10 protein-coding genes are annotated in these 14,224 nt (G+C 33.8%); all 10 read right to left on the bottom strand.

The window, feature by feature from the left end:
• Positions 1-46 precede the first annotated feature (46 nt).
• Positions 47-1,021, bottom strand: a complete 975-nt coding sequence (locus DMB68_RS12980) for a DUF4837 family protein (RefSeq protein ID WP_110347579.1) — start codon at positions 1,019-1,021, stop codon at positions 47-49.
• A 47-nt stretch (positions 1,022-1,068) separates the two neighbouring features.
• Positions 1,069-2,874: a LysM peptidoglycan-binding domain-containing protein gene (locus tag DMB68_RS12975; protein WP_110347108.1), complete on the bottom strand. Its 1,806-nt coding sequence runs from the start codon at positions 2,872-2,874 to the stop codon at positions 1,069-1,071.
• A 110-nt stretch (positions 2,875-2,984) separates the two neighbouring features.
• Positions 2,985-4,172 (bottom strand): phosphoglycerate kinase, encoded by a 1,188-nt coding sequence (locus tag DMB68_RS12970; protein ID WP_110347107.1) that lies wholly within the window; start codon positions 4,170-4,172, stop codon positions 2,985-2,987.
• A gap of 251 nt (positions 4,173-4,423) precedes the next feature.
• Positions 4,424-4,927 (bottom strand): hypothetical protein, encoded by a 504-nt coding sequence (locus tag DMB68_RS12965; protein ID WP_110347106.1) that lies wholly within the window; start codon positions 4,925-4,927, stop codon positions 4,424-4,426.
• An 18-nt stretch (positions 4,928-4,945) separates the two neighbouring features.
• On the bottom strand, positions 4,946-5,638 hold the full coding sequence (locus DMB68_RS12960; RefSeq protein ID WP_110347105.1) for a pirin family protein: 693 nt from the start codon (positions 5,636-5,638) through the stop codon (positions 4,946-4,948).
• 22 nt (positions 5,639-5,660) lie between these two features.
• A complete protein-coding gene (locus tag DMB68_RS12955; RefSeq protein WP_110347104.1) occupies positions 5,661-6,416 on the bottom strand; it encodes a dioxygenase family protein in 756 nt (251 codons plus the stop codon).
• A gap of 168 nt (positions 6,417-6,584) precedes the next feature.
• Complete coding sequence (locus DMB68_RS12950; RefSeq protein WP_110347103.1) at positions 6,585-7,274, bottom strand: LytR/AlgR family response regulator transcription factor; 690 nt, start codon at positions 7,272-7,274, stop codon at positions 6,585-6,587.
• Positions 7,271-8,374, bottom strand: a complete 1,104-nt coding sequence (locus DMB68_RS12945) for a sensor histidine kinase (protein WP_110347102.1) — start codon at positions 8,372-8,374, stop codon at positions 7,271-7,273. The genes DMB68_RS12950 and DMB68_RS12945 overlap by 4 nt, the downstream gene beginning before the upstream one ends.
• Positions 8,375-8,488: 114 nt before the next feature.
• Complete coding sequence (locus DMB68_RS12940) at positions 8,489-9,463, bottom strand: PorP/SprF family type IX secretion system membrane protein (protein WP_231131654.1); 975 nt, start codon at positions 9,461-9,463, stop codon at positions 8,489-8,491.
• Positions 9,464-9,506: 43 nt separating this feature from the next.
• Positions 9,507-14,224, bottom strand: a 4,718-nt coding sequence (locus tag DMB68_RS12935; protein ID WP_133249534.1) for a T9SS type B sorting domain-containing protein, incomplete at its 5' end; no start/stop codon positions are given.

The following is a 14,224-nucleotide window of genomic DNA, read 5'->3' as shown; positions in this document are numbered from 1 at the left end:
TAACTGATTAAATGTTCATTATAATCAAAATTACAAAAAATAAAATTTATCTCTTATCTATTCTGACTGATTTAATAATGGCTTCTAATTCTAACATTAGATCCCGTTCCTGATTTGATGGCGAATAACAAAAACCTTCAATAACCAAAATTCGATTATAAACTTCATCAATTATAGCGTAATTGATGAAAGGTCCTGCCATAAAGTCGTTTTTTAATTCCCATGTTCCTTTTGTTTCAAATGTTTTTTTACCGTTTAATGTTGTAATTGAGAAATAGGGTGCATAATCTTCTCCGGTAATCATCTGTGTATTTGGTTCGCGACCTTTGATATAATGTCCGACAGAATCACGCATTCGAACAATATTCCCAACAACATTCGGATTTTTCATCAATCTGCTTAGCGGAATCTGATAAATGAGCAGACTTGTGTTGCCGCTAATAATTTCCTTTTTCAGCCAAATAAAATTCTTTTTATGAAGCATGTATTCATAACCCTTTGGAATTTGCAAATCGATATGAAATTTGTTTTTAATAACAGCAGGATTCAAAAGTGATTTACTGTTATCCTGTTGTAATTTCTTGATTTCAGTTTGACGAATTGCCCTAATTATTTCCGGTGAATTCATTTCAATACTACAAATAATATCTTCAATCGATTTTGCGTAAATCCTAAAAGTATTGTGTGGCAAGGTTTTATTATTTGTTTTGACCTCAAATTTATCTGTAGTTGATTTTTTAACCACAATAATACTTCGGCTATCGGTTACAAAACCTTCAAGGAGTTTTGCCGGATATTGGTTAATTGTAAACAGGGGTTCTTCTTGTGTGAGGCCTAAAACCGGTGAAGCAAATTTATTTCGAATGCTGTCACCAACTTCGCCATACCACAACTGATCGTCAATAATAATAGAAATTGTATTGGTTTTGCCCGGTTTTGGCTGTGCCTGATTTTCGTTTTTTTGAAAACAGGAGACCAGTAAAACCGAAAGTAGCAGATACAAAAAATGGGTTTTATTCATTTTTATCATTTTATGAAATAAAACCCAAATTTAGGTAAGATTTTTTATTATCCGTTTATTTTAAGCTTCATTCCTGGTTTTATATCCTCGTCTTTAATTCCGTTCCATTTTTTGATATCTGAAATAGTCACACCAGGATATTTTTTTGAAATACTATATAATGAATCTCCTTTTTTAACATAATAGTCTTCTCCAATACTTTTTGCAGAAGCTGTTTTTTTCCTGAATGAATCAATTGAATTAGAAGCAACAGCAGTAGTTTCAACAACAGTATTTTCCTTTTTAGAAACAATTAAGGATTTACCTAATGCCAGATTATTTGAGCTAAGGCTATTCCATTCTTTCAATTCTGACAGTGTTACGCCGAATTTTTTAGCAATATTACCCAGGTTATCACCGCTTTTTACAACATACTCTACCTCAATTTCATTTTTATCAGATGATTCGGCAGATGCAATTGCTGTTTCAATAGGTTTTTTAACTACTTCCTGAGAAGTTTTGGAAACTAAATCCTTAGGCTTTATTTTTAAAGATTTGCCTAATACCAGCGCATTGCTTTTAAGATTGTTCCATTCCTTAATATCTGCTACAGCAACATCATACTTTTGAGCTATTGAACTTAAATTATCTCCTTTTTGAACTATATAAGATTCAAGATCTAACGGTTCAGGAACTTTTACTGGTTTTGCCTTTACTTTAGGAGTTACTTTTTGTGCAAGACGGGAAGGCATTTTATAAATCCCCGAATCATATTTTGCGTAAGCATAAATTTTATCCTCGTTAGCTACAAAAATTGCAACTTTATCTTTTGGCAAACGTAAAAAGTGCTGTTCATCCTGATAAAAAGGAACTACTTTTAGTTTATATGAAGGATTTAGAAGTTCTAATTGAGATTGTGGCATGTCTAACAAATCGGCAATTTGTTTAAAAGACATTTTTTCTTTGATACGAATGGTATCTGTTTCAAAGTTTTTTACAACAGCTCTTTCGGGATTGATTCCGTGTTCTTTATGATATTCGAAAAGATACATTGTTGCTAAAAAAGCGGGTACATATCCTTGTGTTTCTTTTGGAAGATAATTTCGAATATCCCAGTATTTTGTTTTTCCGCCTGAACGGCGAATTGCTTTGGTAACATTTCCCGGACCTGAATTGTATGAAGCCAGTACCAGTTCCCAATCACCAAAAACATTAAACATTTTAGTCATGTATTCAGATGCTGCTGCAGTTGCTTTAAGCGGATCACTGCGTTCATCGATATAGGAATCAATTTTAAGATCATATTGTTTTCCTGTGCCGTACATGAACTGCCAAAGTCCTGTGGCGCCCATTTTAGAAACTGCTTTAGGATTTAAAGCAGATTCTACAACGGCTAAATATTTAATTTCCAGAGGAACATTTTGTTTTGCAAACGCATCCTCAAATATTGGAAAGTAATATTCTGATAAAGCCATTAATCGGGAAAACGATTTTTTACGATTCTTAAGAAATGACTTTATTATATTCTCCAGTCCCTGATTGTATTCTATTTCAAAAGGTGACTTTTCGTTCATTACCTGAAGCCTTTGTTTTAAAAGCTCTGTTGGTAATTCCTGATCAACTGTAATATCTTTATTGATTGTCTGAATGTCCTTAGTCAGATCATCATATATATCCAAACTTGTTAATTCATTCATCCAAAGACTATCAACCCGAATGGCTAAGTCATTTTTTACAAATGAATTTTTTACTGAATCTAAGTACGAAATCTTTACTTCAGGCTTTATCCCGGTATCCGCTTTTACTACATCTTGTGCAAAACCAGCTACTGATAAAAAGATTGAAAACGCTAAGGAAATTTTTCTTATAATCATATAACATTTTTTTAAAATTCTATAATCCAAAGAATTACAGAAGTGGTATTTTTACAAATCTAAGCAGAATAAGCGTAAAAAATGTAAAAAAAAATGTTAATTGTTATATTTTAGTCTAAAATAGCTGCAATACCAGGTAAAACTTTTCCTTCTAACATTTCAAGCATTGCTCCACCACCAGTAGATACATAACTCATTTTGTCTTCAAAACCGAATTGTTTTACAGCGGCTACAGAATCACCTCCACCAACAAGTGAAAAAGCTCCATTTGCAGTAGACTCAGCAATATAATCACCTAAAGCAATAGTTCCTTTTGAGAAAGTTTCCATTTCAAAAACTCCCAAAGGACCGTTCCATAAAATTGTTTTAGATTCTAAAATTACTTTTTTGAAGTTTTCCAAAGATTTAGGACCTGCATCCAGACCTTGCCATCCATCAGGAATTGCTGTTACATCTACAACCTGAGTATTTGCTGTGTTTGAGAAATCATCAGCAGCAATTACGTCAATTGGAATGTGAATCTGAACTCCTTTTTCTTTAGCTAATCTTAAAATCTCAAGTGCTAAGTCTTGTTTGTCATCTTCACAGATAGATTCTCCAATTTTTCCTCCTTGAGCTTTAATAAATGTAAACGTCATACCACCACCAATAATCATGTGGTCAACTTTATCAAGGATATTTTCGATAACCGTAATTTTAGAAGAAACTTTAGAACCTCCTAAAACAGCAACAACCGGTTTTTCGCTATTATTCAATACTTTATTTAAACTGTCGATTTCTTTTGCCAATAATGTTCCGAAACATTTTTCAGTTGGGAAGAATTGTGCAATGATTGTTGTTGAAGCGTGTGCTCTGTGAGCTGTTCCAAAAGCATCATTTACATAAATATCACCTAAAGAAGCTAATTCTTTTGCGAAAGCAACATCTCCGGCTTCTTCTTCAGCATGAAAACGTAAATTTTCAAGCAATAAAACTTCTCCCGGTTTTAAGTTTTTAGCAGCAGTCTGAGCTGGTTCACCAACACAGTTTTCAGCAAACTGAACAGTTACACCTAAAATTTCAGAAGCAGTTTTTAAAATATGCTTCAATGAATATTTTTCTTCAGCGCCTTTTGGTCTTCCTAAGTGTGACATTAAAATTACGCTTCCGCCCTGAGCTAAAATAGCATCAATAGTTGGTTTTGCAGCTTCGATACGTGTTGCATCTGTTACATTGAAATTTTCATCCAAAGGCACATTAAAATCTACACGGATAATTGCTTTTTTATTTTTAAAATCGAAATCGTTTAGAGTTTTCATTTGATAATTATTTTATGGTTTTTTTGAAAGAAAAACAAATATAGAACTTTTAAGGTTCTTATAAATTCGGATAAACCAAAAAACCAATAATTTAAAGAACGAAATCGTTATAATTTCACAAATAATTTCCTTTATTAAATATTAAACACAAATTTTGATGAGAAATAAGCTAATCTTAAATACAAAAAAGCCTTCTTTATCAACTATCAGGATAAAAAAGGCAAAACAATAGTGGTTTTTGTTTTTGGAAATTATTCTTTTTGAATATAACAAATTGATAAATGTGGCTGTACCGGAAACATAATGGTTTCATATTCGTTTATGTTTTCAGTATTTTTAGAAACGACATAATTACCTTCTATAATTCCGAAATAACTTAACAACGGAGAATAGAATGTAATTCCGATTTTGTGTTTCGAATGATCTGTAACATCTGTGTTTACAATATCAAGCTGATAATTGACAAACGGAAAATACTGATTACCTAATACATCCGGAACCCTGTGAAAATTCCCTTTTAATTGTTGAACATATCCATCAGCCGCAATTCCGACCAGAAAATGCAATTGAGCCGCCTTTTCATTTTCAGACAATAATTCCCTAAAGGTATTTTTAGGATTTTCAGCCGAATTGAATTGCTGGCTTTGCATTTTATATTCCTTAAAAGTATCTTCAAAAACATATTTGTCCCAGATTATTGTAGATGAGCTATCAATAATTACCCGGTATGCCAGTCTTATTTTTGATATTTTCATACGTTTTTATTCAACAATTCATTTTAAGGCAACTTCAAAAACTAATAAAACAGCATTTTCAGATAAAGCTTCCCATTCTATTACTTCTGTATTTTTTATACTCAAACCATCTTTCGCTTCTAAAAGTCGGTCTTCTACTTCAAAAGCGCCATTAACTACAAATGTGAAAACACCATTTTTAGAATTTTTCAAAGTATAAAAACCTTCTTTTCTTCCATCATAAACACCTATGAAACAAGCTGCTTCTTCCGTTTCGATTAATCGGATTAATTTATTTCTGATGGTTAAATCAATTTCATATTTCTGAAAACAATTTTTAAAATATTGTGTTTCCTTTTGAAAATGAATGGTAAGAAAGCTCACATTTTCGTTTTCATAGGGATTAAAAATTTCCACAGTCATATCCTTTTCTGCAGCTATTATCCTAATTTGTTCTACCCTTAAAAACTCAGTAATGCCCAGATTGTCTTTGTATTCGATTCCTCCAAATAATGGCAAAATAATCACATTTGTATCCGCTTTTATAACTCTGGAAATACAATGTCGGGGAGCTAATATTTCTTCATTTAAAATCTGTAATGAGCCAAATGGAACTCTGGACAAATCCTGGTACTGGTCGAAATTAAAAGTGGCAAAACAATTGTATTTTTCTGATTTGAAAATACCTCTTGTTTCTGACTTATAAATCTGAGCTGGAATCTGCTTAATCATCTTAAACTATATTTACTGACTTTTAACTTGCCACATTAATGGTATGTTTGAGCACAAAACCTTCTGCGATGCTGCCTGTAACTGTTGCCAATTCATTCGAAAAACCATCAGAAAACACATTGTCCGAAGCATTGTAGGTATAGCCGGACAAACCTTTGGTATAGCCATTTGAACTTGATGCATTAACCAAAGCAACAGCACTTCCTGAACCTTCAGGAAACGCAATTTGTGTAACCAGTAATGAGGTTCCGCTTGCGTTATAAATGTGTACATGTATGTGCGTTGCCCTGCCTGAATACCAACCCGGAAATATAGATGTAAAAGTCACTAAACCATTATCATCTGTAGTTTGCCTTCCTCTTAAAAAATGTACGGAAGTATAATTTACAGATTGCATACCTGTTCCTCCATACTCAGAATAATAACCATCTTTGTCACAGTGCCAGATATCGACAATAGCGCCTTTTAAAGCGGCACAGCTTGCTTTTGTGTTTTTTATGGTAATATTAATCGTAAAACCTACACCGGTTCTGTCCATGACAATATTTGATTTTACCAAAGAAGATGGTGAAATGGTCGGAAACGGACCAGCGGTTTCAGAAGGAGTTACAGAACAAGTACCAGAAGAACCTGAATCAGATCCGGTATCCGTTGCCGTTTCTGTATCCGTTGATGTTTCTGAAGCATCATCATCTTTACTACAAGCGTTAATTATTGGAATAGCCAAAGAACCTATTCCTACTAAACCTAAACCTTTTAAAAAATCTTTTCTTTCCATAACTTCTTGGTTTTAATGTTTTTATCAATTAAATGATTAACAGTAATTTTCAAGTAAAATTATTCGAAATTATAGTGTTGGAAAAAGTTTGAGGTAATCCACAATAATTATGAGGTAAACGAAGAGAAAAAATAAATTTGTAGTAAATTTATTTCAAGTATGGTTTCTTTATTTTTGATTCAGGAGTTCAAAAAATGCAGCTTCATAACTTGTACTTATTGGTATTTCTGTCTGATGGATATGAATTGTTTTATTTCTAATTTTTTCAATTTTAGAAATTGAAATAATAAATGACCTGTGTACACGAACAAATTCGGTGGAAGGCAATTTTTGAAGTATGGCTTTTAAAGTCATTCTGGCCACAACAGTCTTTTGATTCTGAATATGAATTTTAAGATAATCATCCAAACCTTCGATATATAAAATATCTGAGAAAAGGATTTTTATCAAACTATAATCGGCACGTATAAAAAGATATTGCTGTTCCAGATTCTGGTTTTGAGTTTTCCATTGCTGAAATGCTTTTTCAACAGCCTGCTGAAAACGGGAAAACGAAATAGGTTTTAAAAGATAATCTGTAGCACTTAACGTAAAACCTTCAACAGCAAATTCAGAATAGGCCGTTGTAAAAATGACCATCGTTTTGTGTGGCAGTTTTTTATAAAAATCCAATCCTGAAATGGAAGGCATATTGATATCTAAAAATAACAGATCGACAGGATACTTTTTAAGATATTTAAAAGCTTCATCAGATTTTGTAAACGTTTTTTGCAAATCGACAAATTCAATTTCAGCACACAGACTTTGCAAAATTTCTAATGCCAGTGGTTCATCATCTAATGCAATTGCTTCTATCATCCTACTTCAATAGTTAAATTTACGATATACTTATCATGACTGTCTTCAATTTTTAACTGATGTTTGTCTGGATATAAAAACGATAGTCTCTCAATTGTATTTTGCAGACCAATTCCGGTTTCAGATTGAATCGAAAATGTTTTTTTATTGGATACCATCAATGTTAATTCTTTTTCATGAATATCAATGTAGATACAAATTTCTGAAGTCTGATCCGGATTTACGCCATGTTTGAAAGCATTTTCTATGAAAGAAATTAAAATAAGCGGTGTAATTGCCTTGCCGAAAGGGTTTCCGTTTACTTTATAATCGACACTAACGGTATTTCCCAAACGCGTTTTTTGCAGTGAAATAAAATTATTGATGTAATTGATTTCTTTGCTTAAATCGAGTACTTCGTCATTGGCATTGGTAATAATATAGCGCATGAGCTCAGATAACTGTATCACAGCGTCGGGAGTTTTATCATCTTTTTTTAAAGCAAGAGCATAAATACTATTGAGTGTATTAAACAAAAAATGCGGATTGATCTGCGCTTTCAAAAAAGCCAGTTCAGATTTCATTTTTTCTTTTTCTACATTTTGTAACCGGCTGGAAATAGCAAACAATAAACTTGAAATTACGCCCAGCAAATAAACCAAAGCAGTATGTCCGTATTGAGTTGGAGGTCCTCCCATCGCATCAAAAGACATTGGACCTGGTCGCATATTTTGAAAATGCGGAGGCGGTTTGATTCCTTTTTCAAAAGGATTAGGATGATTTAAAAAGGGCTTCGGATGGTTTCTAAAGTCTAAAAAATTATGATCCGGGTGATCTAAGAATCTTGAAATCCAAAGAAAAAATAAAAGAAAACCAGCAATCATTATGAAATATAATAACTGCTGGTTTTTAAAATAATATCGTGGAATTAAATAATAATAGTTAAAGTAGAAGAAACACAATAAACTAAAATAAATAAAAAAATAAATGCGATCATGCACATTTGAGTACAAATCAGGCCATGCAAAAATGGTCTTTGCTGATGTAAATGCATAAGGCAAAAATAGAAAAGCCAAACATAAACACAGATGCAGGGCATAAAACGAAAGCTTTGTTTTCATAAATCGAATTGATTTATTCAAATTTAGCAATCTTGCGGGTTACAATCAAATTAATGAGGTAAAACCAAATAATCCTGCGATTCGCTTTGAATACTTTTTAAATCTAAAAATAAATTAATCATGAACAGGGCTATCCGTACAAGGACAGCTACTTAATGCCTGAAGAAAATCAAAACCTAGAGTTACAACGTGGGTTCCGGAATTATAATATCCTAAATCATTAAACATTACCTGATAGGAATATGCAAAATAGATTTTTGATTTCATAAAACCTGCCATTGGACCCACCGATAAAGGTTTTGGAAACTGGTCATTCAGCATACGGTAGGAAACTCCTATCCAATAATATTCTTCATAACGGTTGTAACGTCTGTATTTAAAGTTTATATCAGTGCTGGAACGCTTATCACTTGCAAAATATTGATAATACACAGAAGGTTCATACTCGATACGACTGTTTTCGGCATCTCTAAATGTAAATCCCGTATATATTTGATAATTAGAAAGTAAATCCGGTTCACCTACTCTCTCAATATTAATCTTTTTCTTTAAAACGTTATTGGCATTAAAACTAAAATAGAAGTTTTTGTTACGGTATAAAGCACTAAGATCAAAGTTATTGTTGGTTGTGTATCGATCATTCGTTACCGAAGGATCAATTACAGGGTGTTCTATGTCTGTACCAAATTTGTCCGTCTCTACTCTGAAAGTATTTAAGTTATAAGAAATACCAAATGATAAATACTGCTTAGAATAATAGTCTAAAATGATATGATGCGCAAATGATAACTTGGCACCTGTTTGTTTGGTAAAACCATTGCTGTCATTGTAAAGCGAGATACCAACTCCTGAACGATCCAAAAGCCTGAAATCGACATAAGCTGACTGGTTTTGTGGAGCGTCTTTAATTCCAACCCATTGAGTCAATCCGTTAACCCTGATTCTAACATTATCACCAATACCTGCATAAGCGGGTGAAAGTACAAAAGGGTTATCAGCCAAATATTGCGTAAACACTGGTAGGTTTAACTCCTGGCTGTAACCTGATGTTACAGCCATGAGTACTAAGGATACTATTAATTTTTTCATTGTAATAATTTTTTTAGATAACATCATAGGGGCAATTATTTTGTTATCTGTATAAAGTGAAATGTCCAACAAACTCTCTATCATCTTTCTTGTCATTTAGTTTAAGAACATACCAGTAATCACCTGTTGGTAACTCCTCGCCATTATATTTACCATCCCATTTCTGACCATAACGATATTTTGCAATCTGACGACCATATCTGTCGAAGATAGCGAATTCAAGGTTGTTATAAATATTAGTACAACCAGGACCCCATTCGTTATTAGGAGCAGAACCGTTTGGTGCGAAGTAATTCGGGATACAAACATCGATATAAGTCATAGGTACGATCAATTCAGATGTACAGCCATTTTGATCTCTAACTATTACTTTATAATCTCCAGATTTGTAGATTTTGTATTTGTTAGAAGATGTAAAATCCTCACCGTTGAAGCTATACTCATAAGCTGGTGATCCACCTGATGCTGTAACCGAAATTATATTCATTTCCGGTTGTCCTGCAGATAATGCCAGAGTTAACGGAGCAATAGCTTTAATTTCAAAGTTAGTGTATTCGAAACATCCGTTAGTATGTCTTACTCTTACTGAGTATTTAGCTGGAGCAAGATTTGTAAAGATGTTACTTTGCTGGATTGTTGCTCCTCCATCAATACTATAATCAATTTGGCTATGATCATCATAACCCGGATCAATTGTAACCATGTTTGCATTTGCATTATTCACACAATCATAAGTTACCATGTTAGTTGGATTAAGTTCAACAGCTTCGTCCATAGGAACCGAAATTTCATATGTACAGCCTTTAGCATCTTTAACAAAAACAGTATGATTACCTCCTGATAAGTTTTCGAAAGGATATTGTTGAACTCCAGTAATACTGTCGTAAGGACCATCAATTAGGACATAAGGACCATTTTTGGCATCCAAACTAATACTATATGGAGCAGTTCCTCCTTTTATGTCTATTTCAAAACTACCATTTTTCTCTCCTTTACATTGTTCAGGCTGGATACTATTTGGAGTAATTTCTGCGTATATAGATGTTGGCTCTGTAATAGTGAAATCGACAAAATGGCGACAACCTGTGGACGGATCCTGAACCAATACTGTATAAGATCCCGGTTCTAAATTAGTAAAGATACCATCATCAAAAAACTGATTCATAAAAGGAGATATTGCATATATAGCTCCTGTTCCTCCAGTTGTTGTAATGACAACTTTTCCATCCTTATTACCATTACAAGTTACATTTGTTACATCTTTTGTACTTTCAAAAACGTCAGTTGGTTCTGTTATAGGAATAACAGCTGAAGGTTTTTTACAATCCAATCCGCTCTCTACAATAACTATATAATCACCAGCTGGTAAATCTGCAAAATTACCATCTGCTTTTGGTCCCTGAACAATCGTTGTTGTTCCGTTAATTAATAAGGTGTAAACATAATTACCTAAACCTCCTGTAGCTGTTGCAACAATTACACCTGTTGCATCACCTTTACAATTGATTACTGCATTTAATACATCTACCTTAATATCAAGTTCCGGAAGTTCTGGAACAGTAATACCATTCGAAACAAAACCAACACATCCATTAGCATCTTTTACATAATACTTATATTCACCCGGTAAAACATTAAATGTAGCCGGAATCGAAGCTGTAAATGAATTAACTCCTGTGGCAAAATTAGGATCGGCACTATAAGTATAAGGACCTGTTCCGCCTATTGCACTCAATGTTAATGTATCTTGTGTTAAACAAGTTGCATTACCTGAATGTACTAACAATGGTTCAATAATCGTTGGCTCTGTAATTGATATTTCAGCAGAAGTACCACTACAAGTAAATCCATCAGTAACTGTAATACTATAAGTTCCTTCACCTAATCCTGAGAAGCTTGGTGAAGCTTGCGGACCAGAAGAAATTACTTCAGTAGGACTAATTATTCTATTCAAAGTATAAGTACGATTTATTCCTTCACCTCCAGTTACATTAGTTGCTGTGATTGTAGCACTTGTAGCTCCATAACATGGTACGATAGTCATATCCGGAGTAGCTGTTACTACAATTGGTGTTGGAATTTCCAACTTCGCATCACTACTTACCGGACAACCTTTTGTATCTCTAACACTTACAGTATATGTTTCAGCTGTTAAGTTAGGGAAATCATTAATTGCTGACCAATCAGAAATTATAGTACCTGCACTATTTACTAGCTTATATTCATATCCACCAGCCCATCCGCCAATAGCAGTTGCAACTATTCTTCCATCATTGTTACCCGATACACAAGTAATTGGACTAACTATTTTTGAAATTTCTAATGCTGCATCAGGCTGACTAATTGTGAATGGTGTAGTCACTGTACAGAATGGACTGTCGATTAATGTTGCTGAAACAGTATATTCTCCTGCAATAAGATTTGATAAAGTTAATGGTCCTGCTGTTATGGAAGTTCCTGAACGTACTACCGCTCCTAATAATGAAACTGTATAATTGAATCTTCCAGCTTCATCCGGATTACCAATATTATCAATTAAGGTAATAGTTGCCGTTCCGCTGTCAGAACCATAACATAATACATCTGTTTTAACAGCTTGTAAATGGAACGTATTTGGTTCGTTTACATAATGAGCTTTTTGAATACTACATCCTGTTGCCGGATTTACTGCTGTAATGATATATTCACCAACAGTTAGACCTGTAAAATTACCAGTTGTATTAGGAGTAAATGTAATTGCTCCACTAACATCCGTTAAAGTATATTGAACTCCTGCTATCACCGTTCCGGAAGCATCTACAGCCGTAGCCGTAATACTTTCAGGATTAGTACATGTAACAGCTGTTTTCACAACATTAATATTATCTAATTTAATATATGGATTAATTGTAATAGCACTAGCATAAGTACCCATACAACGATTACCATCATAAACATTTACAGTATAACTTCCGCCAGATAAATCATACTCCGTATAGGTGTTTGAAGTACCTATTTGAACCTGAGTACCGTTTTTAATGAATTCATAAGTATAAGTTCCTGAACCACCAGTTACTGTATTCACTGTAATAGTTGCAGCATTTGAAAATACTGTTCCATTACAAGCAAATTGTAGTCCTGTAACACTACTTACCGCTATAGGGCCAGGTTCACCTACGGTCACTGAAAGAGTTTCTTTACATCCTCTTTCAGATATTACCGTCACGTTATAATCTCCTCCAGCTAATCCTGTGAATACAGGTGAGTCTTGTCGAGTATTACCTCCATCGAGACTGTAAGTGTATTTTGGATTATCGTTTACACCAGGTGCAGGAGTATCCATACTTGCTGTGATACTACCATCGCTAACATCGTTACAACTTACAGGTGTTGGTGTCAACTTAAATCCTGTAATTTGAGTAGCAGGTTTTAATTCGATAGAAGCAGACACTTCACAATTAGTAGTGATATCACGAACATAAATTGTATGAGTACCTGAAGCTACACCTGTGAATGGTGGAACTATAGCACCGTAAATACCCGTATCTATTTTGTATTCATAATTTCCAGAACCTCCTGTTGTTGCCACAGCTACAACACCATCACCATCGTCACAAGAAGGAGAAGTTGTTACTGTTGGTGTAAGGATTAATGGTTGCATAATAGTAACCGGAACAACAGTTGATAAACAGCCATTAGCATCTTTCACAGTTACATTGTGTAAACCAGGAGTATTAACGGTAAGAACATTACTTGTACCGAATCCCTGACCATCAACATCATATAATAATGCTGTATTGAATCCAGTTGCTGTTACAGTAATATCATAAGTTCCTGTTAAGCTTGGACAATGTGTAGGTACAGCATCTACAATAATTGGGTTTGCATCCAATTCTATAGGCTGAGGATTATTTGCATTACAATTATTGCTGTCTAATACGTATACAATCCAGTTTAGATCAACACCATTATTGGTATCTACAACCAACTGATTATTAGTAACGAAACCTGTTGTTGGAGCCGGATCACCTGCTTTCGCTACAGCATATCTGTAAGGAGCAGTTCCTCCATTAGCAGTTACTGTAATAGTCGCATTATCTTCATTACAATTAATGTTTGTTGCAACTGAAGTTGAACTTAATGCATCAACAGGTTCTTCAATTGTAAAATTAATTGGATTTTGGCAACCAGAAACAGCATCAATAACTGTGAAAGTATAATTACCTGCAATTAGGTCAGTGTAATTAATTACATCTCCATTTTGAGTGAATGAATTTACAGTTGTTGCTCCAATTGTTAAACTAAATGTATAGTTCCCAGTCGTGATATAGTCAGAAACTGTGAAATTCACTGCTCCTGTATTACCTCCTTTACAATACACATGCTTAACTATTTGATGTACTGCAGCTATTTTATCAGCTTCTTTAACATCAATCGATTCAGTTATGCTACATCCATTACTGCTTGTCACTTTAACAACATAAATACCAGGAGATAAGTTATTAAAACTGTTTGTTGCACTCGGAGCAGTTACTGCTGAAGCTGGTAAAATAATTTCATAAGTATATGGCGCTATTCCTCCTGTAACTGAATTTACTGTTACTGTAGCAACAGTTCCTGAAGTGTTGCAATAAATAGGAGTAGCTGATAAATCCATATCCGTCAACGGTAAATATCTGTTTACTGTAGTGCTTCCGTTAACAATACAGCCATTGGCATCCTTAACAGAATAAGCAATAATCTGGTCTGTGCCGTTATCGCTTACAACTAAAGTGTTAACGC

Source organism: Flavobacterium hydrophilum (assembly GCF_003202405.1).
Lineage (GTDB): Bacteria > Bacteroidota > Bacteroidia > Flavobacteriales > Flavobacteriaceae > Flavobacterium > Flavobacterium hydrophilum.
The sequence above is the reverse complement of the archived record's forward strand: the minus strand, read 5'-3'. Positions and strand labels throughout refer to the sequence as shown.